We start from the raw sequence: 26,533 nt of genomic DNA on the forward strand, positions 1-26,533 counted from the left end.
ATGACTGCTGCTTATGGAAATGGATTTGCCACTCTGACCGATTCCGGCGATGTGCTGGATACCTGGTTCTTCGAGTTCAACCTCGGTACATCTGACGCCGCTGGCGATAAGGCTGGAACCCAGGTGTTCGATCTTGATGACGCCACCACCTCCGCCCCTGAATCCTTCAGTTCCCTGGCCAATCTGGCCGGTACGGACGAGGTCCGCGGCACCCGCCGCGTTGCGGTGACCACCACCATTACTGACCTGGATGCCCCGGCGGAGGATGCGCACGACGCCTACCTGCGCCTGCACCTGATCTCCGGCCGCAAGATCAAGCCCCACGGCTGCAACCTGGATGGCCTGTTCGGGCTGCTCAGCAACGTTGTGTGGACCAACCACGGCCCGTGCGCGGTCCCCGGTTTCGAGGCTGTTCGCGCCCGCCTACAGGCCGAGCGCGGCCCGGTGACGATCTACAGCGTGGATAAGTTCCCCCGCATGGTCGACTACGTGGTTCCCACCGGCGTACGTATCGGCGATGCCGACCGCGTGCGTCTGGGCGCTCACCTGGCCGAGGGCACCACGGTCATGCACGAGGGCTTCGTGAACTTCAACGCCGGCACCCTGGGCTCTTCAATGGTTGAAGGCCGTATCTCCGGCGGTGTTGTCGTCGGTGATGGTTCCGACATCGGTGGTGGCGCCTCCATCATGGGCACCCTATCCGGTGGCGGCAAGCAGGTCATTTCCATCGGCGAGCGCTGCTTGCTGGGCGCCAACTCCGGCGTGGGCATCTCCCTGGGCAATGATGTCACCGTCGAGGCCGGCCTGTACGTCACCTTCGGTACCAAGGTCACGCTGACCGGCGAAGTCGCCCGGCAGCTGGGCAAGCAGGAGGGCGAGGCTGTGAAGGCCGCCGAGCTCTCCGGCGCCAGCGGCATCCTGTTCCGCCGCAACTCCGTCAGCGGCGCGGTAGAGGCCGTCGCCAACGCCAACACCGTCGAGCTCAACGAGGCTCTACACGCCAACTAACCCCTGTTCCACTGCGACCAGGGATCTTCCAGGCAGCGCTCGATCGCGATGCGCTGCCTGTTTTTTATTGCGCCTTTTTCTTCTGACGCCACCAGCGCCAACTCGATAACGACCGCGCGCAGCTGTAGCGCCCCCGTCCCGGGACAATATGCCGGGTACGTGTCGTCGCCGTAGATGGGAGCACCCAGATGATTCATCAACGCCCGTAGCTGGTGCGTGTGCCCGGTCCGCGGTTGCAGCTCATAGACAGCGGTAGCGGCTGTGCCAGCGGCAGCATTGGTTTCTGAGGTTGCCACGCAGCGACGGGTTGCCAGCTTCCGGATGCGCGTCACCGTGGACTTCGCCCGGCCCTGCGGTTTGAGCTGTGTGGACAGCGTGGGCTGGGTGGGCAGTGCTGCGGCGCTGCCCACCCGCACCTGCGGGTCGTCCTTCACCTTCAGCATCGGCAGTGCTACTTCTTGCCACTGCGCCCCGATCTCCGGAATGTCCGGCGCCATCGCCTGGTAGGTCTTTTCCACTTCCCTACGCTGGAACTGTGACTGCAGGAACCCGCGCGTGGCGGGGTTGCGGGATAGCACCAACAGGCCGCGAGTGTCCCGATCCAGGCGGTGAGCTGCCACTAACTCCGGCTCCCTCAGGCGCACGCGCATCAACGACTGCACGGTGGCGCGCAATAGCCTGCCATTGGGCGTAGACGGCAGCCCGTGGGGCTTGTCCACCACCAATGCATCCGGCCCGGAGTACAGAATCGGAATATCAGCTGCCAGGAGCTCGGCGGGTTCTTCTGGAAAGTCGGGATAGACCCATGTGGGCGTCGGATCCACAAGAGCAAGCCCTGGTTCCAGCGGGGTGCCGGGCGCGAAAGGGGAATCGCCCGCCGCGGCGGCCAGGTAGGCCCGACCGTCGTCGGGGACGCGGCCAGTCAGCATGGTCTTGACGGCAGATACGCCGTGGCGCGGCGGTGGGCGCCAGCGTTGTAGGGCAGGAATCGGCGCCAGAGCTCCAATTACTGCGCGCTACTGCGCGGCTGCCGATTCGTCACCGGTGAGGCGGCGGGCGGCTGCCTCAATCCGCTCGTCGGTGGCGGTCAGCCCCACGCGGACAAAGTTCTTCCCCTTCGGGCCATAGAAATCGCCCGGGGCAACCAGGATGCCCTTGTCGGCCAGCTCTGCGACGGTCTCGCGGCCGTCACGCCCCTGGGTGGCCCACAGGTACAGACCACCGTCGGAGTACTCGATATCGAAACCGGCCTGCAGCAGGGCAGCCTTCAGCAGCTCGCGGCGTTCGCGGTACAACTGCTTCTGCAAAACTTCGTGGCCGTCTTCCTCCAGGGCGGCGACCATGGCGGACTGGATCGGGCCGGGGTTCATCAGGCCTGCGTGGCGGCGGATTCCCAGCAGCTCCTGGATCAGCGCACCGTCGCCGGCCAGCCAGCCCGCACGATAAGAGGCCAAGTTGGAGGTCTTCGACAGCGAGTGGACGGCGATGAGGTTAGTGAAGTCACCGCCACATACCTCGGGATCCAGGATCGACACGGGGCGCTCCTCGCCCCAGCCCAGACCCAGGTAGCACTCGTCGGAGACGATGATGGTGCCGCGTTCGCGGGCGAATTCCACGAACTTGCGCAGGTGCTCCACTCCCAGCACCTGGCCGTGTGGGTTGGCCGGGGAGTTCAGGTAGATCAGCGCCGGGGTCTGCGGCCCCAGCTTCAGCAAAGAATCGCTGCGCAGCACGTCCGCCCCAGCCAGGCGGGCGGAGACCTCGTAGGTCGGGTAAGCCAGCTCCGGAATCACTACCGTGTGGCCTGCGCCTAGCCCCAGCAGGGTGGGCATCCACGCGATGGCCTCCTTGGTGCCGATCACCGGCAGCACCTGGCTATCGGCATTTAGGCCGGTCACCTTAAAGCGGCGCTCCATCGCCCCCACGATGGCTTTACGCAGTTCCGGGGTGCCCTTAGTCTGCGGGTAGCCCGGCTCCGCGGCGGATTCCGTCAGCGCCAACTGAATCGCCGGGGAAACCGGATCTACAGGAGTGCCGACCGACAAATCCACGATCCCGTCGGGGTGCTTCGCCGCCGTGGCTTTGGCCTCGGCAAGCGAATCCCAGGGGAAGTCGGGCAGTCGGTCGGCTACTTTGGTGCGCTTCAGGGTCATGCTTGTACTCTATACCGCCTGCTCTGTGTGCTCGGCGCTAACCGGCGCAACAGTGGGCGTCGATAAAGAAAAAGCCCTAAGCCTGCGGCGGCAGGTTAGCGATCAGCTCCGCATCGAAGTCCTGCGGCCCCAGCTTCGCAGCACCGCCCGGGGAGCCCAGGTCGTCGAAGAAGGCAGCGTTAGCGTCGTTGTACTCTTCCCACTCGTCCGGCACGTCATCCTCGTAGAAAATGGCCTCGACCGGGCAGACAGGCTCACAAGCACCGCAGTCAACGCACTCGTCGGGGTGAATGTACAGGGAACGCTTGCCCTCGTAGATGCAGTCAACGGGGCACTCTTCTACGCAAGCGCGGTCCATCACGTCTACACAAGGCTGCGCGATCGTGTAGGTCATCGTCTAAATACCTACCCTTTCTGGAAAGTTCGTCATACTCCACAGAGCTCTCTATAAGCTTCTATTCTGTCACTTCAGCGGTTCCAGAGAAAACTGAGGCCGAAGTGGCCACGCGGCCGCTGCCAAACCGACCACAAGCAGCAGCATAGACCACACGGTCTGTGGCATTAACGTCGCCTCGCCGAAGGGCAGCTCCGGCCACATCACCGCCAGCAGGTACCCGGCTAGCCACACCAGCGCGGGGATGCCAGCGATCAGCTTGTTGTCGGTCCACAGCAGTGCGGTTTTAGTCAGTGCGCGGTTGAACACCAGGGCAAAAAGTATTGTCCACGGCAGCGGCACCTCGACGTCCCCCACCGTGATGCGGGAGCCGATGTATAAAACGCTGATGAACAGCCCAAACAGTGCGCCGATAGAGAGCCACACGATGCCGGAAATGCGCTCCGCGCGCGTCGTATCCTTGCGCGCCTGGCTTTTCGTGGGGTGCCCCCAGTTCGGCTCTTCGTCCTGGCCTGTTCCGGTGCTCTTTTTCGCATTCACGTCGATCTATCCTAGTGCTTGCTCTTCTTATTGACGCCCCGGGCCGCGCCGTTTAAGACTTCCCGCCCACCCAGCGCTCCCCGACTGCGCGGGCGAAGAAGTCCTCCGGCACTCCAGGTTTGGTCCACCCGACGCGATAGCTTTCGTTGTCCAGCAGGGGCTGGGTGATCAGGTTGGAAAGGCAGAACAACGTGGCGGCCGTGCGCGCGGGCGGGTTGGATTCCCGCGCCTGATCGTTCACGTCAGAGGTCGACCCATCCGCCACCCAAATCTGTGTGGCATGGGCACGCATGGCGGCCTGCTTTGCTGCCACGTCTTCTGCAGAACCGTGAACCACCAGGTCCACCTCGGAGGAAGGGACAGTGGCGATGTCGCCCGCACTGGGGAGCTTCCATCCCTCCGGCGCCTGCACGCTTTCCATGCCCTGCATGCCCTCGGCGAACTTCTCGTCCTCCGTCACGCACCACAACACTTGGCTGGGCACGAAATTCTCCGCTTCTGTACCTGTACCTGCTGCCTCCAGCCGCCGCACTGCCTCGTGCACGATCTGGTGCGCCCGCTTGTGATCCGGGTGGCCGTAGCCACCGTCGGCGGCGTAGGTCAGGATGACCTGCGGGCAGATCTGCTGGATAAGCTGGATAAGCTGCGCAACCTGTGCCTCGAACCCCGCGTCCGCGATTCCATCGGCGCCGTCGCTGGGGCTTTCCGGCGCGCGTGCGAATGCCCGCGGGTGGCGAATCGAGTCGCTTCCTTCCATTCCCGAGTCCCGCCAAGCGCCGCAACCACCCAGCAGGTTCGGGCCATGCTGAATCCCCAGCGCGCTAAGTGCTCGCTGGAGCTCGGCGATGCGGTAACCACCGAGCATTCCCGTGCCGTGTTCGTACTGTTGGGCGTCCACAAGAGCTTGGTACTTCTCCCCGATCACCTCGCCCTCTTCGCCGAGGGTGCAGGTCACCACGGCTACCTCATGGCCGAGCCTGCGTGCCTTGGCTAACGCCAGACCCGTCCACAGAGTTTCGTCGTCGGGGTGCGCATGCACCGCCATCACAGTGATCGTGTGCGCTGGTTCCGGATTGCTGCTCACGGTTTAGTCCTCCTTGCGGGCGTTATCGGCGGCGCTGCGATCCAGCTCCTCCATCGGCATCAGAGTCCACAAAGGCGCGGAGATCAGCAACGAACTACTGTCGTCCAACGGCCAGTCCTCCAGCTTCTGGGTCGGCCCGCTGAGCCTATTCGACGCCACCACGGTGAAACGATCCGACAGGATCGGTAGGACCGTCGACAGTTCCGCGATGCGATCGTCCACCTGAGAACGTTCATCATCCAGTTTAGTCTCGCCTTCACGGAGCTTGGTGAGGCGCTGTTCCAGTTCTTGGTCGCACGTTCCGCTGAGGTTGCCGCCGCTTGGCGTGTTATCCAGGCGCGCTTCCGCGCCGGACTTCTCATCGGCGCTCCCGTCGGCACCTTCGTTGGCACTCGTGCTTGACCCCTCGCCAGCGTTCTTGCCTGAGCGTTTGCCTTCCCTGCCCTGAGTTTCGGAGCCGGAGTTGTTATTCGACGTGCGCGCGTCCGCAGTCTGCGAGCTGTTCGTGCAGCCGTATTGCTGCACATAATCCGCGATAAGCTGCGGGCTGCGCTGCCAAGTGATCACGCCGTCGACGGTGCCCTGTTGCACCGACGTACCCAGAATGTCTGAGGCTTCCCCGGTGCGCACCACTGCGGGAATACCGGCCTGCAATAGCTGATCCACCACCGAACGGGCAGCGTCCACAGCCAGCTGATCGTCGTTGACCGCACCGATGACAATTCCATCGGGTCGGTCATCGGTCACCAGATTGTCCGGTACTTCCTTTTCCATCTTCGGCTTGACGTTCCAGTGCGGGGAGCCGACATCAGGGTCCCCGGAAACGATCCGGGCGATCTTTTCGGAATCGATCGCACCCAGCAACCGGCGCCGCAGCGTGCGGTTCTGCAAGAGAGGGCTAGCCTGATTCAGCTGCAGGTTCAGCTGCACTTCACGGGTAGTTTTTCGCACCTGGGCATAGGGCAACTGCTCCATGGCCAGGTCGGTGGTGGCCGAGGTGTGCGTCATGTACATCTGGATCTGCTGGGTGCGCATCATCTGCGCGCCCGTCGACTCATTGGGAACCGTGGTGAAACGAATGATGTCCGTCTTCGCCGCCTTCTTGCCCCAGTAGCGGTCGTTGCGCTGCAGTTCCAGCAGCCCTCGGCCTTCGTCTACCGACTTCACGGAGTACTGTCCCGCCGAGGCGACTGAGCCTTCGGCCATCATCGTGGTGAACGTGCGCCCCTCGGCTCGATAAATGTGGCTAGGCAGCAGGTGCAGAAACAGTCGCTTCCATCCGCCCAGCGGGCGATCGAAAGTGACCTTCACGCTCTTTTCTTTATCACCCGGTTTGATGGAAGTGACATGCCGGTACAGCCCCTTGGACTCCGCTAGAGGTTCCTTTAGGATCGCCTCGCGCAGGTACTGAAAGTCGGAGATCGTGATGGGGGTGCCGTCCGACCACTGCGCTTCCGGATTGAGGGTGTAGGTCACCTCTGTCGGAAACTCCTCATCGTTTGGCGCGATCGAACTGATTAGGTCGCTATTGAGGGTCTCCCCCTCAATACCTTGCATGTACACGCTCGGCAGAGTCAGATCCGCTACCGCCGCGACCACCGGGTTGCGGTTACCCACCAGGTGCGGATTGAGGTTACTGGTGAAGCGATCGACTCCCACCGTGATCTCCCGCAGGCTCTCATCCACCGGCTTGGGTGGCTGAGACTGCGTGGTGGCAGAGGGGTCTTCCACCGTCGGAGCCTCCCCGGGGTTCGCCTGACACGCGGAAAGCGTCAGCGCAAGAGCCGCAGAGGTCAGCGCGGCCGCAACGGTGGGCGTCGAACCCCAAAAACGCCGACGACGCGCCCAGCCGGAACGGTGGCGCGACGAAGGATCAGATGGTGGGAAGAAAGAGTACAAGAGCGCTTCTAGGAGTTGTTATTGCGCTGCTTCTCGCGGGAACGAGCGCGGGCGCGGTCGGTGGCGTTCAGGATCACCTTACGCACACGGACGACCTCCGGGGTAACCTCGACACACTCGTCGAAACCACAGAACTCCATAGCCTCTTCCAGGGTCAGGGTGCGAGCCTTAGCCAAGGTCACCGTCGCATCGGCGGTAGCCGAACGCATGTTCGTCAGCTTCTTTTCCTTGGTGATGTTGATGTCCATGTCCTCGTCGCGGTTGTTAGCGCCGACGACCATGCCCTCGTAGGCCTCTGCACCCGGCTCGACGAAGAAGGTGCCACGGTCGGCCAGCTGGATCAGCGCGTAGGCGGTGATCTGGCCAGAGCGGTCGGCAACCAGGGAGCCGGAGGCACGGCCCTTGATCTCGCCCGCCCACGGCTCGTAGCCAGCGGAGTAGCTGTTGGCGATGCCGGTGCCGCGGGTTTCGGTCATAAAGACGGTGCGGAAGCCGATCAGGCCACGGGCCGGAACAATGAACTTCATGCGGATCCAGCCGGTGCCGGTGTTGTCCATGGACTCCATGCGCCCCTTGCGGGCGGCCAGCAGCTGAGTGACGGCTCCGAGGTGCTCCTCCGGGACGTCGATAATCAGGTTTTCGTAGGGCTCGTGAACCGTACCGTCGATGGTGCGGGTAACCACCTGCGGCTTACCGACGGTCAGCTCGAATCCTTCACGACGCATGGTCTCCACCAGGACGGACAGAGCCATCTCGCCACGGCCCTGAACTTCCCAGGCATCCGGGCGCTCAGTGGGCAACACGCGCAGAGAAACGTTACCGATCAACTCCTGGTCCAGGCGGGCCTTGACCATACGGGCAGTCAGCTTGTCGCCACCGCCACGGCCTGCCATCGGAGAAGTGTTCACGCCGATGGTCATAGAAATCGCGGGCTCATCCACGGTGATGCGCGGCAGAGCGACCGGGTTCTCCGGATCGGCCAGAGTGTCGCCGATCATGATGTCCTCGATGCCGGAGATAGCGGCGATGTCGCCAGCGATCATCTCCTCGGCCGGGACGCGCGTCACACCTTCGGTGCGCAGCAGCTCCGCAACCTTGGCGGTCTTGGTGTGCTGGTTTCCATCTTCGTCGTAGTGGATCCACGCAACCTGCTGCCCCTTGCGCAGGCGACCAGCGTGAATACGCACCAGGCCGATACGTCCCAGGAAGGAAGATGAGTCCAGGTTAGTGACGTGCGCCTGCAGCGGGCCGTCTACGTCTGCGGAAGGCTCCGGCAGAACGTCGTAGAGAACGTCGAACAGTGGCTGCAGATCCTCGGAGTCCGGGACGTTGCCGTTGCCCGGGTTCTCGGTGGAAGCCTTGCCCTCACGACCGGAGGTGTACAGAACCGGCAGATCCAGCAGCTGTTCGGCAGCCTCTGCCGCCTCTTCGTCCTCCAGGGTGGAGGCGAGCTCTAGCAGCAGATCCTGTGATTCCTCAACAACCTCGTCAATGCGGGCATCGGGGCGGTCGGTCTTGTTCACACAGATGATCACCGGCATTTTCGCAGCCAGGGCCTTGCCCAGCACGAAACGGGTCTGCGGCAGCGGACCCTCAGAGGCGTCAACAAGAAGAACCACACCGTCGACCATGGACAGGGCGCGCTCGACCTCACCGCCGAAGTCAGCGTGGCCGGGCGTATCGATCACGTTGATGATGAGGTCGCTGCCGTCCTTGCCCAGACCCTTGCGGTGAATGGCGGTGTTTTTCGCCAGGATCGTGATGCCCTTTTCCTTTTCCAGGTCGCCCGAGTCCATCACGCGCTCTTCCACTTCGCCGTGCGAAGAGAAGGCGCCGGACTGGTGCAGCATGGCGTCGACGAGGGTGGTCTTGCCGTGATCGACGTGCGCGACGATGGCGACATTACGGAATTCAGTCAAAGACACAGATCCGATCTTTCCTTAAATTGGGGTCAGTTTTAGTAGTGCAGCGTAAGGCAGTACATGGCCTACGGGAACCTTTCACAGCCTACTCCTTTAGTTCACCAGGATAACGCATAGGACATGAAGAAGTTTTTCTCAAAACCGCAAGACGTGCACTGAAGCCGGTGTTATTGTTTACAAAAGGTTCCTAATGAACGTTACTAATGTGACAAATGTGAATAATGTGACTAATGTGACTAATGTGGTTTGGGTATATGCTCGAGCAACTTTAGAAACAGCGACAAAACCTGAAAGGTACGCCATGGCTTTCTCCCGACGCTTGACCCGTGCTGCTGCAGCACTGACGACCGCCTGCGCGCTTGCTGTCCCGACCGTGGTGGCTCCTGCAACGGCTGGCGCTCAGGTCCAGGGTTCCATCGATCACCTCGGCCGCCCTGCGCCGCACATCCTGAACCAGATCGAGGCTTTCGCTAACAACCCGCAGCTGCCGCCGAACGTTAAGGCGTCCCTGAAGAAGCTGGTTGGCTTCTTCCGTGGCGATGGCAAGCCAGGTGTTGACATCCCGAAGAACGCCCCAGTCTTCACCCAGTTCGGCTGGCCGACCGTTTCCGGCAAGTGCATCGGCGGCAAGAACAAGGCCGTCGGCACCGCCATGGGCGTACCCGGCCCCGCTAAGCTTCCACTGCCGGGCATCGGCGCTGGCGAGGTCAACTTCGTGTTCACCGCCATGGGCACCGGCACCGTGGCTAAGAAGCAGAACACCGCCATGAACGTGCACTGGATCAACATCAACACCGGCAAGATGGGCCGCACCCCGCTGGGCTACACCGGCATCAACCCGAAGGGCCCGGCTACCGTCAACGGTGTTGCTAAGACCGGCAAGGGCACCGTCATCGCACTGCTGGAAGGTGGCGTGACCACCCACGAGAAGGAATCCGGCAACTCCAACTGCAACTTCCTGCCCACCGCGGCACTGCTGCACGTCTAGTAGCTTTCGCCTAGACACCCGGGTTTCCGCCCTCGGCCGCGCTTCCCTGCGCGGCCTTTCTCATATCCTCATCCTCTACCTGCACCCCGCTCCCCCTGGGCACACCGCATCCTGCTCACCACAATCGCACAAGCCATGGCCGATCTGCACAAAGTAAAGCAAGAGACCTTCGACATCGCCCGCGCGATCAACATCGACCCCAAGGGATTCGAGCGCGCCGTGGACGCCTACGAGCTGCTTTCCGCGCTGCCCGTCACGGAGCATCCCTGCCCAGTACACCCAAGCCCGGAGCATCCCAGCCCAGAGCACCCAAGGCCAGTGCTGTACATGCGCCGCCCCACCCCCGGCCATCCGCGCTTCCATTACCTCGAATCCTGGCTAGTCCCCCACCTAGACATACGCCTCAACAAGTTCCACTTCTTCGAGGGCATCGAGCCCATGCAGGACCTCTACATCGACATCGCTTTTATCGATATTGATGACGCCACCACCCCAGCAACCTGGCGTACCCGTGACCTGTACGTGGATGTGGTGACGCACCTCCCAGAGGCTTCCTCCCGGGAACAATCCCAGTCGAGTTCTAACTACGCCCCGGGCACATCTTCAAAGGCAAAAGTCCAGGTGCTGGACCTGGACGAGTTAGGCGAAGCACTCCTGGCGGGCTACATCACCAACGAGGAAGCTCGCCGTGCTCTGGACTCTACCCAGCGCCTACTAGATGGACTGCATGAACACGGCAGCGTGGCCGAATGGCTTGCCACCCAGGGCGTGCGTCTTTGACGCACCACCTAGACCAGCCGCAAGCTCAAAAAAAATAAACCCCCACCACCCGACACGGGTGATGAGAGTTGTAGCGGACTAGTACCTCGGACGCTTCTCGCAGCCTACGCCGTCGCCGTCACGATCAAAACGGCTAGAGAAACCGGCATCCCGCTGGTAGATCGGACGACCCAAGCGATTCCAAACGTCCTTGCAATTCGCGTAGTACGCGCTTTGCGGACGTGCAGGAGCTGGGCGCTTTGCCGGGGCAGGACGCTTCACCGGTGCAGGCTTCGCCGCAACAGGCTTCTTCGCCGGAGCAGGCTTCGGAGCAGGCTTTGCCGGCGCCTTCTTTGCCGGAGCGGGCTTGGGAGCAGGCTTTGCCGGAGCGGGAGGCGCAGGCGGATTGGGGATCAGGCCCGGGAGAGGATTGGGGATAAGGCGGAGCTGAACTGCCCAGTTCAAACCAGCAGCGATGAGGGCGCCCGCCGCGAGGGTTCCGACAATCGCGCCAATAACCGTCTTCAGGTCAGTCGAGCCGACTGGCTTGGAGCTAAGGTCTACACCACCCTGCGGGTCAGCAGAGGGGTTCTGACCAGCTTCGGAACCAGGTTCCTTGCCCTCGTCCTTGTTCTTATCCTTGTCAGAGTCCTTGTCAGAGTTCGCCGGTTCGGAGTTCGTCGCCCCCTGGGAGGAGCTTCCTACAGAGATTTCAGACTTACCTTGCGCTGCTACTGGGGAGATACCACCCATGACCAGGCTGACCGAAAGTGCGGCCACCACCACTTTTTTCATCATGATGTAAAGATAAACCATTGTTTAACTTTTTTCTAAGCAAACGCTCAGGGGGGCTTTGCGCTACCCCCTCCGAATAGGCTCTCCCGGAGCTCACACCCGGTGCCGCAACGGCCAAAAACGCCAAAGACAGAGCCCGCGCACCGGTTAAGTGCGGGGGCTGCGGAAGCGTCGGTCGCTCCCTCTTGAGAACAGGGTGCGGACTACTAGCCCAGGATCTGGCGCCCCATCACCATGCGGCAGATCTGGTTGGTGCCCTCGTAGATCTGGGTGATCTTGGCGTCACGCATCATGCGCTCCAGCGGGAAGTCGCGGGTGAAGCCGTAGCCGCCGAGCAGCTGAACAGCATCCACCGTGACCTGCATGGCAACGTCGGAAGCAAACGCCTTGGAGCCTGCAGCCATGAGGCCCAGCTTGGCACCATCCTCAGCCACGCCACGCTCTGCATTGGACGCAGCGGTGTAGATCATCAGGCGTGCGGCGTCGATCTTCATCTTCATGTCCGCCAGCATGAACTGGGTGTTCTGGAAGTCGGCGATCGCCTTGCCGAACTGCTTGCGCTCCTTCACATACGCAACGGCCTGGTCGAACGCACCCTGAGCGATGCCCAGAGCCTGCGCGCCAATGGTCGGGCGGGTGTGATCCAGGGTCTGCAGAGCGGTCTTGAAGCCGGTGCCTTCCTCGCCGATCATGCGGGAAGCCGGAACGCGGCAGTCCTCGAACAACAGCTCAGCCGTCGGGGAACCCTTGATGCCCAGCTTGTGTTCGTAACCGGAAACACTGAAGCCCGGGTCGTCCTTGTTCACCATGAACGCGGAGATTCCGCGCGCGCCGGCCTCCGGATCAGTTACAGCCATCACGGTGTACCAGGTGGACTTACCACCGTTGGTGATGAAGCACTTGGAGCCGTTAATCACCCAGTCGTCACCGTCGCGGACAGCGCGGGTCTTCATCGCGCCGGCGTCAGAACCAGCCTCGCGCTCCGTGAGCGCGTAAGAGGCCATCGCACCGTTAGCGATATCCGGCAGAACTTCCTTCTTCAGCTCGTCGGAGCCCTGCAGGATCAGGCCCATCGTGCCCAGCTTGTTCACAGCCGGGATAAGAGAGGAGGAACCACAGACGCGGGCAACCTCTTCAATGACGATGACGGCAGCGAGGGAATCGCCGCCCTGTCCACCGAACTCCTCCGGGACGTGAATGGCGTTGAAGCCGGCAGCGTTCAGAGCGTCCAGGGCTTCCTGCGGGAAGCGCTCGTTTTCGTCAACGTCCTTGGCGTATGGAGCGATCTGCTGCTCCGCCAGATCGCGGATGGCCTCGCGCAGAGCGATGTACTCGTCAGGCAGACGGAATGGTTCGAAATCGGGGTTGAAACCCATGGTTAACTCTTCGCCTCTCTAGCAATGAAGTTCAGAACGTTCTTTCCCACCGAGTGTAGTGCTCTCCGGCAAGTCGGTGATCCTAAAGGCCATATTTACATAAAGAAGTTTGCGAGTTGCATTCCCCCTTCCCTGTGGTCTGCCCGTGCGCATATCACTGCCCGTTCACCTTTTGATAACAAAATGTGAATCACTCTAGCCCCACCAGCACTTCACATTTACAGTAATAACCATGAAGAGCTTCAGCCCCCGCCGCAATTCCCCCAGTTCCCGCTCTCCGCGTGCAACTTTCCTCGCGGGAGCAACCACGATCCTACTGGCAGGCTCCGCCCTCACAATGGCCGCCTGCGACGATGAGGACACAACCCCCTCCGAAGCCGCCTCAACAAGCAGCGCCGAAGCCGACGGCGACGCAGGACAGTCCCCTGCCGACGGTGACGGCAGCGCCAACCCCACAGCCCCCGCCGCCAACGCCAACGGCAACGGCAACGGCAACAACAGCAAGGCCGACGACGGCTCCGTCGGCAAAAACGGCATGTGCGCCACCAACAGTCTCAAGATCACAACCGCCGACCAGCAAGGCGCTGCTGGCTCCACCTTGATCAACGTCGTGTTCGAAAACACCTCAAACGAACCGTGCTCCATGCGCGGCTTCCCCGGCGTTTCCCTCGTCACGAATAACAACGGCACCCAGCTGGGTAAGCCCGCCAAGCGCGAAACCGGCGCTCCGGACGAAACGGTGAAGCTCGCTCCGGGCGCGTCCGCCGTTGCTGGGCTAAAGATCTCCAACCCGGGTGTTATGGATCCCGAGCAGTGCAAGCCGCAGCAAGCCGACGGCCTGCGCGTCTACCCACCAGAGCAGACCAAGGCCGCATACGTGCCGATGAAGGGTCTGGAAGGCTGCAGCGGCGACGTCGAGTTCCTGTCCGTGCAACCCGTTGGGCCGAAAAGCTAAACCGTCGAACGCTACTCACTAGTGCGACTCTCTATTCCCACTCACCTCACTGTCACGCGCGCCAGCACAAGCACTGTCAAGCGCGCCCGCTTCACCGCCCTACTCACACTGGTGGCCATCGTGGCGCTCGGCGTGCGCGGTTGGCAGCTGAGCCAGCGCACGTTCTATTGGGATGACTTCATCATCCCCGCGACCTTCCGTGGCGGTTCCATCGGCGATTACTTCACCAGTTACGACGGCCACCTGATGCCCGCCTCCGCGCTGGTACAGGTTGTGGCGCATCGGATCGCGCCGCTGAACTGGGCACTCCCGGCAACCCTGTTGCTTGTGCTCAGTGCTGTCGCGGCTGCGTTATGGGCGCGGGTCTGTGTGCGCTTGACCGGCCGTTCCCTCACCACCTTGGGGCTCTACACCGCTCTACTGTTCAGCCCCTTCCTTATGGACGCCGCCGGTTGGTGGTCCGCAGGCCTCAACGCTCTGGCTTGGCAGGTCGGAATGGCAGGCTTCACGCTCTGCTTCCTTTCCGCCCGAAGTTCCCCCAATCCCTGGCGCCACTCCCTCATCGCCACAGCCATCCTGCTGCTGGCGCTGTGCTTCACCGAGAAGTCCCTCACCATCGTCCCGGCTGCCGTAGCCCTCGCGTTTCTCGTCGACTGGTCTGTTGAAGGGGCCCACGATTCTTCCCGCAGCACCATTACACGCTTCTTCGCTGCTCCCGGCGCGCTTTTCCTATTATGGTGCGTGCTATACCTCACGCTCTGCCCGCTCCCCGCAGAAGAGCCCGCGCGCGAGTCCCTATGGTCTGGCATTCCCACCAGCCTTTTCTCCACAGTTCTTCCCGGCGCGCTCGGCGGTCCACTGTCCTGGGATCGCTGGTCACCGTCAAGCGCCTTCGCCACCGCCCCCACCTGGTGGAGCATCACCAGCGCCGCGCTGCTCCTCATCGCCGCCTCTATCTGGTTGCGCCGCGATACCCGCCGCCGCGCCCTGGGGCTGCTGGTGATCGTGGGTTACCTCGCCATCATCTACCTGCTGCTCAGCCGTGCGCGAAGCACCACCGGCACCTCCGACTTGTTGCTGCGCTCGATGCACTACTTCGCCGACTGGTTTAGCTTCGCCGTGCTGGTCGTAGGTTGTTGCCTGTTTTCTTTAGGACGCCCCCACGCCCCCGCCCGCCCCGATGTCAGCTCCGCGCACGCTCGCGGAGCCCAGTGGCTAGGAGTCTGCACAGTCGTGTGCGCAGTGGCAATCAGTCTGATCTCGACGTTCACCTGGGTGGGAGCCTGGCGCGACGATAGGACAGCCGATTACCTGGCTAACCTGCGTGCATCCACCAAACTGGACGGCTCTGGGCCTCCCCCGCCCCTCCTGGGGCAGCCGGTACCGCTGGATATCCTCACTCCAGTGGTGCACCCGCACGACCAAGTCTCTACGCTCACTGGCCAGCCGCCTGTCACGCAGCTAGACCACGAGCCCCGGATCATCGACGAATCGGGCCAGATTGTGGATGCGGAGGTGGTGGCGTCCGCAACAACACAGCAAGGAAAAGAACCAGAGTGCGGCGTGCGCATCACCGCGGGAGAGTCCCAACCAATCCTGCTGGATAAACCGCTGCCTTTTGGGGATTGGACATGGCAGCTCAACGCGACGGCAAGCACGGACATGACGCTGACCATCACCACCCCCAATGGTCTGGAGGACGCCAAGGAGACTAAAAGCCGCGCCACGAAGGTGCAGGTCGATTCGGAGTTGAAGCCGCGTTGGGTGCGGGTCTCCGGGGGCGGGGGGATCCTCCTGGTGCGGGCGGAGGCGGATTCCGGTACATCTGATGAATACGTGTGCATCGGGGCGGGTGGCATCGGCCCGCTTGTGGCGAAGGCAGGCTAAAGCTGGAATAGTGCGCCTTTCCGTACCGTTGAGGGTGGCTAGGAAAGAACCAAACCCACCTCAAGGAGGCATTGAAGCTATGTCGACCCAGAACGCACGGAACGTCATGATCCTCGGAGGCCACGGCAAGGTGGCGCTGAAGGCGTCCCCAAAGATCGTAGAGGCCGGCCACACACTAACGTCCGTGGTGCGTAACCCCGACCAGGTGGCGGATGTGGAGGCCACCGGAGCCAAGGCTGTAGTGCAGGACATCGAGCAGCTGGATGTCGCAGGTTTCGAAGAGCTATTCGCTGATCAGGACGTAATTATCTGGTCCGCAGGCGTGGGCGGTGGCGATGATGCGCGCACCTACCGCGTGGATCGCGATGCGGCGATCCGCTCGATCGATGCGGCGGGTAGCAAGCGCTACATCATGGTCAGCTACTTCAACTCGCGTGCTGACCACGGTGTACCGGAGGATCACTCCATGTTCACCTACTGCGAGTCCAAGGCCGCGGCGGATGACCACCTGCGTGCCTCGGCAACGCAGTGGACCATTGTTGGGCCGTCTGCGCTGACCTTGGACGAACCGACCGCTAAGATTGAAACTCGCGCGCCGAAGACCGACGGCACCGCCAATGGAGACGATGAGCTGCCGTCCAGTCAGGTCTCCCGCGCAGACGTCGCCACCGTGATCGCCGAGGTAGTGGATCGCCCGAACCTGGTCGGCCACTTCATTGAATTCAATAACGGCGATACCCCCATTGCCGAGGCTCTCGACGCACACGCCGAAAGCTAAACAAACCCCACCGCACAGAAAAGAGAAAATCCCCATGGCAGCTGGCCTTGCAGCACTGTTGGACGACATTGCACTTATCGCCAAGAAGGCTGCGGCCACCACTGATGATGTCGCTGCCATGGCCGGTCGTACCTCGACGAAGGCGGCTGGGGTTGTTATTGATGACGCCGCCGTCACACCGAAGTTCGTCGCTGGGGTAAGCCCGGCGCGCGAGCTGCCGATCATTTGGAGGATCACCAAGGGCAGCCTAGTCAACAAGTTGGTCATTATCCTGCCGATCATCTTGCTGCTCAGTTGGCTGCTGCCAGGAGCGCTGACTCCCCTGTTGATGCTCGGTGGTTTCTATCTTTCTTTCGAGGGCGCAGAGAAGGTCCTGCAGAAGGTCGGCCTCGTTGAGAACGAGGAGGCCGAAGGCAAGGACGAGGCAGCAGGCCAGTCCGAGGACGCAATGGTTCGCGGCGCAGTGTTCACGGACCTCATCCTGTCTGCGGAAATCATGGTGATCTCCCTCAACGAGGTGGCTCACGAACCGCTACTGACCCGCGCCCTGGTGCTGATCGTGGTGGGGCTCTTGATCACTTTCGCCGTGTACGGCCTGGTGGGCGTACTGATCAAGATCGACGACATCGGCCTGGCACTGGCAGACAAGCAGGGCGCTAGCGAGGGCACAAAGAAGTTCGGCCTGTTCCTGGTCAAGGGAATGCCGAAGCTCCTCACCGTTATTGGAATCATCGGCACCCTTGCCATGCTGTGGGTCGGCGGGCATATTCTGCTGGTCGGCTTGGACGAGCTAGGGCTACACTGGCCGTATCACACGGTCCACCACGTGGTGGAACTCGTTGAGCACCTTGGCGGGGCGGTGACCTGGCTTGTGGAAACCGGCTTTAGCCTGGTCTGCGGCCTGCTCATCGGTGCGATCATCGTGGCTGTGATCGCGGGCATCAAAAAGCTCCGCGCTCGCTAGACCTCCGTCCGCTAAACCTCCGTCCGTAACCACCACGTATCCGCACAAGCACCACTAACGCACGCAAGCACCCGATCAACAAAAGGAGGCTCCACCGCCGTGTCTGCCCAAGAAGTCGCCCTCATTCTCGAGGGTGGTGGAATGCGCAATAGTTACACCGCCGCCTGCATCGACCAGCTTCTGGAACACAACATCCACTTCGGCTGGGTCGGCGGCATCAGTGCAGGAGCCTCACACACCGTGAACTTCCTCTCCGGGGACAGGAAGCGCGCCCGCGAATCCTTCGTGGAATTTGGTGGCCATCCTAAGACCGGCGGAATGAAGTCATTGGTGCGCGGCACTGGCTACTTCAACGCGGAGTACATCTACGAGACTGCGGGCGCCCCCGGCAACGATCTGCCCTTCGACTGGGAAACCTTCCAGCGCTCCACGTCCCAGGTGTGCATCGGCGCGACCCGCGCGGATAACGGCGAGACGGTCTACTGGCGCCGCGAGGACATCAAGGATCTTCCGGATCTCATGCGTAAAGTGCGCGCCAGCTCGACTCTGCCGGGTCTCATGCCCGTCCCCACCATCGACGGGGTGGACTATGTCGACGGTGCGCTGGGTTCTTCCGGTGGCCTGCTGATCGACGCAGCTATCGAGGATGGCTTTGAGAAGTTCCTGGTACTGCGTACCAAGCCAAAGGGCTACGTCCGCCCGGCTCTGCGCAGCCCACACCTGGTACGCGCCCTGCTACGCAAGCGCCCCGCCGTCGCCCAGGCGATGATCGACCGCCCGCCGAAGTACAATCTGGCCTCCGACAAGATTACGGAACTGGAATCCAAGGGCCAGGCGCTAGTGTTCTATCCGGAGAAAATGCAGGTGAGCAACACAGAGCGACGAATGGATCGGCTGGAGCAATCCTGGAACGACGGATTGGCGCAGACCAAGCGCGAGTGGGATACGTGGATGGAATTCCTGGGCGAAGCCTAAATGACGAGGCCTAAATAGCGAGGCCTAGCCCCTGCTAGAAGATGCTCAGCAGTCCCAGGACGATCAGCATCGCCGCCACTACATAGCCCGCCAGTGCCACCATCTGTTCCTTGCGGTGGCGCAACCCGTCAATGAATACCGCCAGCCCGCTTTCGGGCTTGCGCAGCACTATTCCTAACGCCAGCGCAGACAACGCCGGCAAGCTCAGCGCGAGGCTGGCATATAGAAACACGGTCAAGTACTTTCCCGCCGCGCTGATCTCCACGGTGCTCAGATAAGCCAAGCCAGCGAAGAAGGGCGCCGATGTCGCGGACTGCACCAGCCCTAGAACCATGCCGGAAAGAAAGGTGCCCAACGACGCTCTGCGAAGGGGGCGGGCCAGGCGATTGATCATCGGAGCAGGGTCGCCGCCTCGTAGCGTCAAAAAGATACTAAGAAGGCCAATAGCAATCAGCACCAGGCCGAAGATCGGCGAGGCCAAGGCCGCCTGCACCGCATCCTCAATGCCGTTGAAAAGCAGCAATGTGACCAGCGAGAGCAAGAACACTCCGCACCAGTCCCCCGCCACCAACACCGCGGCGATAGTCGCGTAGCGCCGTGGCTTAGGATGCATCACCGCGATAGCGAAAAGCACTCCGATGAGTAGAACGTTGACAGAATCGGCCAACGCGAAACTCACGGCGTGCAGCATGCGGTGGGGTCCTTTCGGCAGATCCCCTTCGCGTAAAGACCGTTGCAAAGGGGAAGGTTTGAACTCCTGCGAACTCTAGCTAACCTTCCGGCCGTGAACAAGGAAGTACACGGCAGCACTGATGACAACCAGCCCGGCCAACATCGTGTACATCACCTGGTAGCTAGTGGCCGAAACGATCATGCCCAGCAGGATCGGACCGAAGCCCACGCCGACGTCCAGCAGCAAAAAGAGCGTGGAGATCCCTGCACCCATCTGATGTGGCTCAACAGCCTTGACGGAGATCGCCTGCGCCGCCGGCATAAGTGAACCGTAGCCCAAGCCGGTTAGCGCACCTGCCAGAATCACCATCCAGTCCTGGGTAGAGAATGCGAGGACAACCAGCGCGATAGCGAAAGTGACCAGCCCCAGGTAGATAACGATGTTGTCGCCCTTCTGATCCTGGATTTTTCCCAGCACGAAACGCATCACGAGCGTGACCAACGCATAAGCCAAGAAGAAGTACTTCGCGCCGGTGACCAGGTTGTTGTCCTCGGAATAGCCGTTTAAGTAGGTGATCACGCCTGCGTAGCAGATACCGACCAGCAGCATAAAGAAGCCGATGGGTGCGACCTTCGGATGGACGATGGCGGAAAGGTTGAAGGTCGGGCGGTGCGGGTGCGCATGTTCACTGTGCCCATGAGCCTCTGGGGAACGCACCAGCAAGGAAAGCAGGAATGCCACGATGGACATTCCGATGACGACCTGGAACATAGTGGTGTAACCGACGGAACCGACCAGCCACAGGCCCAGTGCTGGCCCAATCGCGGTGGCCAGGGTGGTACCCAGCGCAAAGTAGCCGGTTCCTTCCGCGCGCCGTGAGCTGGGAATCACGGACTGCGCGACGGCCATCACTGCGGTGCTAGCGAAGGCGTACCCAATGCCGTGGATGATGCGCACGGTAATCAATAGCCCCAGCGAATGTGCGGGAATGTAAAAAGCACAGGTCACGATGATCAGCACCAGCGCTGTGAAAAGCACTCGCCGCCGCCCCACCGCATCGACTAGGAAGCCCGAGAACACACGCGCCCCTGTTGCGCCGATAACGAAGGCGCTGGAGGCCAGACCTGCGCTCGCGTTATTGGCTGCGAATTCCTTGACTGCGTAGCCCGCCATGGTCGTCACGAGGACGTAGAAGATCATGAACTGGGCGAAGTTGACTAACCATGCAAAGACGAAAGCCGGTGTTACAACCGGCTCTTTCGTTGGTGCGGACGTTAGGGACACCTTCTTCATTTAATTGTTTCTATATTTAATGCCGCGGAGCACGTTACCAAACATCTGCAGCCCCGGTGAGGCAGGGGTCACTTTTTCTGTGTTCTTTCTTCGTGACGCCCCTACGCATCCAGCCCGCAATCAGGCATCAGGAAAGCACCACGCGCTCCCCCACACTGGGCCTCCAATACGCCGCCTCAGCTGCGGTGATGGACTTGAGCTCGCGCGGTGTGATCTGAGACAGGGCGTCAATATAAGAAGGAACAATATCCCGCGGCAGCCTTAAGCCGACCGTGAGGTGCGGCACCCAGCGCGGACCGCGACCATCGGGATTCAGCGCGCTGAGTTCGCGGGCGACGTTTTCCAGCTCGTCCGTGGCTTCGAGCAGCCACGCCACGGTCTGCTTCTTGCCTGTGCCAAAGACGACCACGCCCCGGCGACTGAGCTCCGAGGGGACGGCGGAAGGCAGGATCTCGCGGGCACGCTCCACGACGTGCGGGGCCATGTTCGGGGAGAACGTGACCGTGATGTGCGGGGTCTGCCGCTGCGGCGGGAATCCGCGGGCTGCTAGCTCGTCGAAGATCCCGCGGATGGTGGCGCACTGCTCAGCGGGCAGGTTCAGCAGGATGTTCTCAGGGGAATTGACGGACATTGTCCCCCATCCTAACTGGCTGCACCGAGACCACCGGTGCGTCGCGTTGCCCGGCGGTGCACAACTCGGCGGTGCGCAACTCGGCGGTGCGCTACTTGAAGGACACGTACTCCGGCAGGTCGGCCGGCTTGTCCAGCGGCTGCTTCTTCGGGTTCATATCCAGCCCCAGCTCCTTGGCGAAGACAAGGCGGGTGGACTTGTAGACGCGCTCGTCGGCCTCGTCCAGCTCGAACACTCGGGCGCCACGCAGGGTGTGCATGGACCAGGTGCCGTCTTTCAACCCATAGGGGCCGAAGCCGGTGCCCGGGCAGTAGCCCAGCTCTACGCCGAAGTAGTTGCCGTTAAACGAGTTGATGTGGTCGTGGCCGCAGTAGATGCCCAGCACATCGCCGCGCTCGCGGACAGCAGTGTAGATGCCGGGGTTGAAGGCACCGACATAGACGTCCTCGTTCTTCACGCCTTCGATGCTGTGGCGCTTCTTCGCCTCGCCATGCTTGATGGGACCGTTGTGGTACGGCCCACCGAACCACATATCGCGGTGCTCGTAGGTCGGGATGTGGAAGTACATCAGGCCCGGGATCTTCTTTCCGTAGCGCTCCTCATAGCTCCGGGAAGTATCGCGGTACCACTGGATCTGGTCGCTGTGGATGTAGTCGTAGCCGGGGATCTCCTTCGTCTCCTGCCCCGCCAGTTCCTCGCCGATATAGTTGCCAGAATCCAGCAGCCAGATGGCGAATGCCGGGTTCGAGTTTGCGTTGCCCTGAACCAGCAGCGATACGTTGGATTCGCCGTGAATCGGATCGTCAGCGACGTTGAGGTTGTACTTGTACTTGCGCACGAAATTCAGCAGCGCGACCTCGTTGGCTTGGGTGCCGTCTTCCATCGAGTCTTCGTCGTGGTTACCGAAGGTGATGGCCCACGGGATCTTGCGGGATTCCATCGGCAGCACCACGTTGTTTACCGCCTGGAATGCCTGCTCGGTGGTCTTGGGCCCAGAGGAGATCACGTCGCCGTTGATCAGCGCAAAGTCCGGCTTTTCCTGATCCAACACCTTGCCCATGAACTCGATGGTGCGACGATCAGTGAGGTGATCGTCTTGAGTGTCGTTGAACTGGACGATCTTGAACTTGCCGTCGCCGTTGAACTTCAGCGGCATGTCTGCGCCGTTGCCGCCGTTGTTGTCGCCGCCGTTACCGCCGTTTCCGCGCCCCGGGCCGAAACTGGATCCTGCCAGCGAGCCTGCCGACGAGTTCCACCCCTGTGCCTGCGCAGCCGGGGCAAGTGCAGCGGTGACGCCCAGCGCCCCCGTTCCTGCCAAGAAGTTACGGCGATTCACATTGAACTGCTTGGACGCATTCTGGCCTTCCAGCTGCTGCGATTTTTTAGATGAATTACTAGACAAGGTAATTGAGTTCCTTTTCCTGCGAGAATTGAACTTCCACAAGCTATCGGCCGCAGGTAAGCGCGAGGTTGCCTAAAGATGAATTCATAACAACCTCACCGCTTGGCCTTGCCACTTGACCACTTCGCTTGACCTTGCCGTTGCGGCAACCGAAAGGATGTAGCCCATGACCGAATACACGATTGGTGATGCTGCAGATTTTTTGGGAGTGACGCCCAAAGCGTTGCGCCATTGGGATTCCATTGGGCTGCTCAGCCCACAGTGGCGCACATTGGGCGACTACCGCCTCTATACCGAGGATGATCTGCGCATCGGCGCGGCCATTGTGCTGTACCGGAACATGGGCTTCAAGCTGGCGGAGATCCCCGCCCTCATCGAGGCGCCTTCCGATGCAGCCCTCGACCGCGCCCTCCGCGCCCACCGGGAAGCCTTGGCGCGCAAGCGCGAAGAGGTGGAGAGCCAATTGCGTGCGGTCGAGGATTTGATAACAACAACCCGAGTGGAGGGATACACCATGGAACAGATGGACAAGATCAAGCAGTACTTCGGCGAGAAAATGCCTGCCTACCAGGAGGAAGCTCGCGAACGTTGGGGCGACACCCCTGAATACCAGCAGTCTCAGGAAAAGCTGGCCTCTATGAGTGACGGCGACTTCCAGGAGGTTAAGGCCAACCACGACCGCTTCGTGGCGGATTTGGTAGCCGCCCGAGACGGTGGCGTCACACCCAATAGCGAGGAAGCACAAGAACTCGTGGAGCGGCACCGTGCCACGATCAACCAGTGGTACGAGGTTACGACCTCGCGGCAGTTGATACTGGCGCGGATGTACGTAGACGACGAGCGTTTTGCCGAGGCGTACCAGGGCGCACAGGACTACCTGCTTTCGCTGGTGGAGTACCGGGCGCAGCAGGAGGGAATCACAGACCCCAGTTGGGATGACTAGCTGACGCAGCTAACCGGGACGACGAGGCGCCGGACTGCACCATGGTTGCTACGATTGCGCCATGAAAGGCTACCGCACCGGAGAACACGCACTGGCTATCTACTTATCCTCCATTGCAGGGTTCGTAGATACGCTGGGCTTTTTGTATCTGGGCGGGTACTTCCTATCTTTTATGTCGGGTAACACCACGCGCCTGACAGCGGCAGTGAATGCTGGGAAATGGGAGGTCGCAGCCACTGCGGGCGGAGTGATGGTGCTATTCCTCGTCGGCGTGGGGATTGGGGCGCTGATCAGTCAGCTGGGGCAGCGGTACTTGCCACGGACGCGAACGCGCGAGGCGATTCTGCTGTTCATCTGCGCCACCTCGACAATTGCCTCAGTAATGGTACTGACCGGGCACGAGCAGTGGGCGGTGTACAGCCTGTCGTTCACCGTGGGCGCTATGAATTCCACTTTCGAGCGCGACGGCGAAGTGAGTATTTCCCTGACGTACATGACCGGCACGCTGGTGAAAATGTCTCAGCGATTCGTGGCCGCGCTCTTCGGCGGCCCGCACATGGATTGGCTGCGCTATTTCGCGCTGTGGATGTCACTTGCCTGCGGGGCACTGCTAGGCGGTTGGATGTATGTCCAGGTGGGTCTGCACGCGGTGCTGGTGGTGACGGGCATGCTGTACGCGGGAACGGCAACGGCGCTGGCGTACCGCCAATGGCGGCGCAACCGTGGGCTGGCGGTTTAGCGCTAGTGGACTAGAGCTCCCAGGGGTTCAAATATTGCACCCTCGCGGTTCGAAGTCCATCCTTTCGTCCTCGAGGTCAATGTCCTCTTCCATTTGCAACCGCGAAGCCCAGCCTTCATTCGAGCCAGAGATCTTCCGGTAGTCATCAATGGATAGCAATACGAAGGCTGGCTCACCTCGATCTGTAATCACAACGGGCCCCTCACTGGCCTTCCTTTTCGCGTAACTCACATCCTGGTTGAACTCGTGGGCACTCAAGCTCGCCATAGCAGGCCTCCTTACTCACCAACGTAACCACAAAATAGCGCAAAGATGTCTGGGTGCCTTCAATAGAACGTTAGAAACACTCTGTTTTCATCGTGGCAACACATTGTTGCTCAAGTCTGCGTAGCGACTGATCAACCGCTCACCTCCCCAACCCCAACCCCAGGAATTTTCATCATGTTTTTAGCCTTGTGCGAAATGCTTTTTGCGCGCACCCGTTTCCTTCTCATGAGCGTCGTGTTGGCACTCATGTCCTTGCTGGTCGTCATCATCTCCGGCCTCACAGACTGGACTTAAAAACGTTACGGTGACCTACACCGATGGTGATTCCCAGATCACCGCGTGGACAAGGTGAACCTGACCGTCGAGCCCGGAGAGTTCGTCGCCCTCGTCGGCCCCTCCGGTTCCGGTAAGTCCACACTGCTGGCCGTTGCTGGAGCGCTAACCAACCCGGCCTCCGACAGCCTGCCGGGCGCCCTCACCGCCGAGGAACAACTGGAGCTCGCCGCGCGCGTTATGGGTAGGCACGGTCGTTACTCTGGTGCGGAGCTGTTGGAGAAGGTTGGTATGACGCCCCGAGCTAAGCACCGCCCAGGAAGTCTGTCGGGTGGCGAACGTCAGCGGGTGGGCATCGCCCGAGCTCTCGTCGGCGACCCACAGGTGTTGCTGGTCGACGGACGCCTGAGCGCTTCCTCCATCTAGGCACCCAAATAGGCCTGTACGCAGGCCGAAAAGCGGGTAGTAAACTAGGGAACCATGCCGAAGATCACGGAGACGACAGTAGCGGAGCACCGCGCGGTTCAGCACCGCGCGGTGCTGGAGGCCGCCGAGCGGCTGATCGTTGCTGGCGGCGGCAAGGTTCCCTCACTGGCAGAGGTGGCAGCCGAGGTTGGCCTAGCCCGCCCCAGCGTCTACCGCTACGTCTCCTCCCAACATGATCTGATGGTTCAACTGCTGGTACTTAACAGCGAAACCTGGCATGACCAGCTGGAAGACAAGGTCAAGGCCGCTCCGCCAGAGCACGAAGAGCGCATCTGCGCCTATGTGGACGCGATGCTCGATCTCTTCGTTCACGGCTCCCACGGCCCCCTAATGGCCGCCGCCCAGCACTTCCCGGAAGCGTTCGCCGAGGAAAAGGTGCAGAAATCACACGCTGGTTTTAAGGAGATCGTGGATAGCTTCTGCCCCGGCGTTTCCTCCATCGATATTGGATTGCTGAATGCGGCGGTGGTGAGGGCGTCAGAAATGGCAAAAACCCCCGAAGACCTAGAACAGGCGACGGCAACACTGCACCGCATGGCGCGCGCGATCGTGTCGGGATAGACCGTCGCAACGAGCCCCCAATTCCTTAGTTCGGCGGGGACAATCCCCGGCGACGTTGTACGCTTAACCTCATGCGAAATCGCCTTGTTGCACTCTCCGTTGCCGCATTGACGGCCCTCTCGCTTGCAGCCTGTTCGGATGATGAGAATCCACCTGAGCAGAGCGCGGCTCAGTCTTCGAAGGAGTCTGGCGAAACTTCCGCCGCCGAAGGACAAGGAGACACTTCGGAAGAAGGGCAAGATGATGAGGCCGCAGATAACACAGATAACAAGGCCAAAAAGCGCCCCAATCCCACGGCACCAAGCACTCCGAAGCCCGATAAGGTCGAGCTCGCTCCGAATGAAGCAGCCCTGGAGGGCGAGCTGATGAAGGTGCGTTTCAGCGACATGACCCCACCGGAGGACTTCGCACGTGTGGCGGACATCGTGGACGATAGCGTGGTCTACTACGCGATCAAGCTCGACCCGAAGAAGCCCGTGACGGCGAAGTTGGGGGCGGGCATTGGCACCCAGACTCCCGAATGGGCCATCGTTGGCAGCAGCAGTATGCCGAATGAAATGAACTGGGACTCTATGGTCGGGCGTAAGATCCGCGCCATCGCGCACAGGGATAACATGACCTTCGCGACGGACCCATCCGCTCCCCCGACGGCGGTGACGGTCGAGAACTCGGACTACAAGCCAGAGATCCTCGACTAAGGGGTATGCCGCTATATTCCCATCAAGTTTTCGGCAGATGCATCCAGAGTTCATGAGATCATGTACCTGGAAAGCTGCTGGTTACTCCGA

Annotated in this window: 26 protein-coding genes and 1 pseudogene; 13 read left to right on the forward strand and 14 right to left on the reverse strand. The window is 61.3% G+C overall.

Annotated elements, in window-relative coordinates; translation table 11 throughout:
- On the forward strand, positions 1-1,008 hold the full coding sequence (gene dapD / locus L8U58_RS00750; protein ID WP_269954478.1) for a 2,3,4,5-tetrahydropyridine-2,6-dicarboxylate N-succinyltransferase: 1,008 nt from the start codon (positions 1-3) through the stop codon (positions 1,006-1,008).
- Here the strand turns inward: dapD and L8U58_RS00755 are convergent.
- The 7 genes from L8U58_RS00755 to typA form a co-directional block, all read right to left on the reverse strand.
- Positions 1,005-1,937 carry a pseudouridine synthase gene (locus L8U58_RS00755; RefSeq protein WP_269954479.1) on the reverse strand — a complete coding sequence of 311 codons (933 nt, stop codon included), beginning with the start codon at positions 1,935-1,937 and terminating at the stop codon, positions 1,005-1,007. The two genes, dapD and L8U58_RS00755, sit on opposite strands and share 4 nt — an antisense overlap.
- Positions 1,938-2,024: 87 nt before the next feature.
- Positions 2,025-3,161, reverse strand: a complete 1,137-nt coding sequence (gene dapC / locus L8U58_RS00760; RefSeq protein WP_034992098.1) for a succinyldiaminopimelate transaminase — start codon at positions 3,159-3,161, stop codon at positions 2,025-2,027.
- A 76-nt stretch (positions 3,162-3,237) separates the two neighbouring features.
- On the reverse strand, positions 3,238-3,555 hold the full coding sequence (gene fdxA, locus L8U58_RS00765; protein ID WP_034970907.1) for a ferredoxin: 318 nt from the start codon (positions 3,553-3,555) through the stop codon (positions 3,238-3,240).
- Between the two features lie 69 nt (positions 3,556-3,624).
- Positions 3,625-4,095 (reverse strand): hypothetical protein, encoded by a 471-nt coding sequence (locus L8U58_RS00770; protein ID WP_237744279.1) that lies wholly within the window; start codon positions 4,093-4,095, stop codon positions 3,625-3,627.
- 52 nt (positions 4,096-4,147) lie between these two features.
- Positions 4,148-5,179, reverse strand: coding sequence for a PIG-L family deacetylase (locus L8U58_RS00775; protein WP_269954480.1), 1,032 nt, complete (start codon positions 5,177-5,179; stop codon positions 4,148-4,150).
- Between the two features lie 3 nt (positions 5,180-5,182).
- Positions 5,183-7,078 (reverse strand): ABC transporter family substrate-binding protein, encoded by a 1,896-nt coding sequence (locus tag L8U58_RS00780; protein ID WP_269954481.1) that lies wholly within the window; start codon positions 7,076-7,078, stop codon positions 5,183-5,185.
- Between the two features lie 8 nt (positions 7,079-7,086).
- The gene (gene typA, locus L8U58_RS00785) at positions 7,087-9,003 is read right to left on the reverse strand and encodes a translational GTPase TypA (RefSeq protein WP_034970910.1); all 1,917 of its coding nucleotides are present in this window, start codon (positions 9,001-9,003) and stop codon (positions 7,087-7,089) included.
- 298 nt (positions 9,004-9,301) lie between these two features.
- Here typA and L8U58_RS00790 point away from each other — a divergent pair, with 298 nt between their 5' ends.
- Positions 9,302-9,988 carry an Rv1157c family protein gene (locus L8U58_RS00790; protein ID WP_034978331.1) on the forward strand — a complete coding sequence of 229 codons (687 nt, stop codon included), beginning with the start codon at positions 9,302-9,304 and terminating at the stop codon, positions 9,986-9,988.
- Between the two features lie 135 nt (positions 9,989-10,123).
- Entirely contained in the window at positions 10,124-10,768 is a 645-nt protein-coding gene (locus tag L8U58_RS00795) for a DUF402 domain-containing protein (RefSeq protein WP_269954482.1), read from the forward strand.
- Positions 10,769-10,846: 78 nt separating this feature from the next.
- Here the strand turns inward: L8U58_RS00795 and L8U58_RS00800 are convergent, their stop codons facing one another.
- Both L8U58_RS00800 and L8U58_RS00805 read right to left on the reverse strand, forming a co-directional pair.
- The gene (locus tag L8U58_RS00800; protein WP_269954483.1) at positions 10,847-11,545 is read right to left on the reverse strand and encodes an excalibur calcium-binding domain-containing protein; all 699 of its coding nucleotides are present in this window, start codon (positions 11,543-11,545) and stop codon (positions 10,847-10,849) included.
- A 203-nt stretch (positions 11,546-11,748) separates the two neighbouring features.
- A complete protein-coding gene (locus tag L8U58_RS00805; protein WP_269954484.1) occupies positions 11,749-12,918 on the reverse strand; it encodes an acyl-CoA dehydrogenase family protein in 1,170 nt (389 codons plus the stop codon).
- Positions 12,919-13,150: 232 nt separating this feature from the next.
- Between L8U58_RS00805 and L8U58_RS00810 the strand changes: the two genes are divergently transcribed.
- The 5 genes from L8U58_RS00810 to L8U58_RS00830 all read left to right on the forward strand — a co-directional run bounded on the left by L8U58_RS00810 (position 13,151) and on the right by L8U58_RS00830 (position 18,477).
- A complete protein-coding gene (locus L8U58_RS00810) occupies positions 13,151-13,873 on the forward strand; it encodes a DUF4232 domain-containing protein (protein WP_269954485.1) in 723 nt (240 codons plus the stop codon).
- Positions 13,874-13,894: 21 nt separating this feature from the next.
- A complete protein-coding gene (locus L8U58_RS00815) occupies positions 13,895-15,760 on the forward strand; it encodes a hypothetical protein (protein ID WP_230580354.1) in 1,866 nt (621 codons plus the stop codon).
- 79 nt (positions 15,761-15,839) lie between these two features.
- The gene (locus L8U58_RS00820) at positions 15,840-16,538 is read left to right on the forward strand and encodes an NAD(P)H-binding protein (RefSeq protein WP_043012692.1); all 699 of its coding nucleotides are present in this window, start codon (positions 15,840-15,842) and stop codon (positions 16,536-16,538) included.
- A gap of 34 nt (positions 16,539-16,572) precedes the next feature.
- Positions 16,573-17,502 (forward strand): DUF808 domain-containing protein, encoded by a 930-nt coding sequence (locus tag L8U58_RS00825; RefSeq protein WP_269954486.1) that lies wholly within the window; start codon positions 16,573-16,575, stop codon positions 17,500-17,502.
- Positions 17,503-17,601: 99 nt separating this feature from the next.
- Positions 17,602-18,477 carry a patatin-like phospholipase family protein gene (locus L8U58_RS00830; protein WP_269954487.1) on the forward strand — a complete coding sequence of 292 codons (876 nt, stop codon included), beginning with the start codon at positions 17,602-17,604 and terminating at the stop codon, positions 18,475-18,477.
- A 34-nt stretch (positions 18,478-18,511) separates the two neighbouring features.
- Here the strand turns inward: L8U58_RS00830 and L8U58_RS00835 are convergent, their stop codons facing one another.
- The 4 genes from L8U58_RS00835 to L8U58_RS00850 form a co-directional block, all read right to left on the reverse strand.
- Positions 18,512-19,168, reverse strand: coding sequence for a hypothetical protein (locus L8U58_RS00835; RefSeq protein ID WP_034970916.1), 657 nt, complete (start codon positions 19,166-19,168; stop codon positions 18,512-18,514).
- A gap of 75 nt (positions 19,169-19,243) precedes the next feature.
- Positions 19,244-20,443 (reverse strand): MFS transporter, encoded by a 1,200-nt coding sequence (locus L8U58_RS00840; protein ID WP_269954488.1) that lies wholly within the window; start codon positions 20,441-20,443, stop codon positions 19,244-19,246.
- A gap of 127 nt (positions 20,444-20,570) precedes the next feature.
- On the reverse strand, positions 20,571-21,074 hold the full coding sequence (locus tag L8U58_RS00845; protein ID WP_034970918.1) for a 2'-5' RNA ligase family protein: 504 nt from the start codon (positions 21,072-21,074) through the stop codon (positions 20,571-20,573).
- A gap of 91 nt (positions 21,075-21,165) precedes the next feature.
- Complete coding sequence (locus L8U58_RS00850) at positions 21,166-22,476, reverse strand: metallophosphoesterase family protein (protein ID WP_202805483.1); 1,311 nt, start codon at positions 22,474-22,476, stop codon at positions 21,166-21,168.
- A gap of 166 nt (positions 22,477-22,642) precedes the next feature.
- Here L8U58_RS00850 and L8U58_RS00855 point away from each other — a divergent pair, with 166 nt between their 5' ends.
- The gene (locus tag L8U58_RS00855; protein ID WP_034970919.1) at positions 22,643-23,419 is read left to right on the forward strand and encodes a MerR family transcriptional regulator; all 777 of its coding nucleotides are present in this window, start codon (positions 22,643-22,645) and stop codon (positions 23,417-23,419) included.
- Positions 23,420-23,480: 61 nt separating this feature from the next.
- Positions 23,481-24,158 (forward strand): YoaK family protein, encoded by a 678-nt coding sequence (locus tag L8U58_RS00860; RefSeq protein ID WP_034994197.1) that lies wholly within the window; start codon positions 23,481-23,483, stop codon positions 24,156-24,158.
- Positions 24,159-24,185: 27 nt separating this feature from the next.
- On the opposite strand, the gene L8U58_RS00865 is transcribed toward L8U58_RS00860, so the two are convergent.
- Positions 24,186-24,425 carry a type II toxin-antitoxin system Phd/YefM family antitoxin gene (locus tag L8U58_RS00865; protein ID WP_034994200.1) on the reverse strand — a complete coding sequence of 80 codons (240 nt, stop codon included), beginning with the start codon at positions 24,423-24,425 and terminating at the stop codon, positions 24,186-24,188.
- 304 nt (positions 24,426-24,729) lie between these two features.
- On the opposite strand from L8U58_RS00865, the pseudogene L8U58_RS00875 reads away from it, so the two are divergent.
- The 3 genes and pseudogenes from L8U58_RS00875 to L8U58_RS00885 form a co-directional block, all read left to right on the forward strand.
- A pseudogene (locus L8U58_RS00875) lies at positions 24,730-25,097 on the forward strand (ATP-binding cassette domain-containing protein); the annotation flags it as partial.
- An 81-nt stretch (positions 25,098-25,178) separates the two neighbouring features.
- Positions 25,179-25,745 (forward strand): TetR/AcrR family transcriptional regulator, encoded by a 567-nt coding sequence (locus L8U58_RS00880; RefSeq protein WP_034979309.1) that lies wholly within the window; start codon positions 25,179-25,181, stop codon positions 25,743-25,745.
- 71 nt (positions 25,746-25,816) lie between these two features.
- On the forward strand, positions 25,817-26,443 hold the full coding sequence (locus tag L8U58_RS00885; protein ID WP_034979311.1) for a hypothetical protein: 627 nt from the start codon (positions 25,817-25,819) through the stop codon (positions 26,441-26,443).
- Positions 26,444-26,533: the final 90 nt, after the last annotated feature.

This window comes from Corynebacterium macclintockiae (genome assembly GCF_027570165.1).
In the GTDB taxonomy this organism is placed as follows: Bacteria; Actinomycetota; Actinomycetes; order Mycobacteriales; family Mycobacteriaceae; genus Corynebacterium; species Corynebacterium macclintockiae.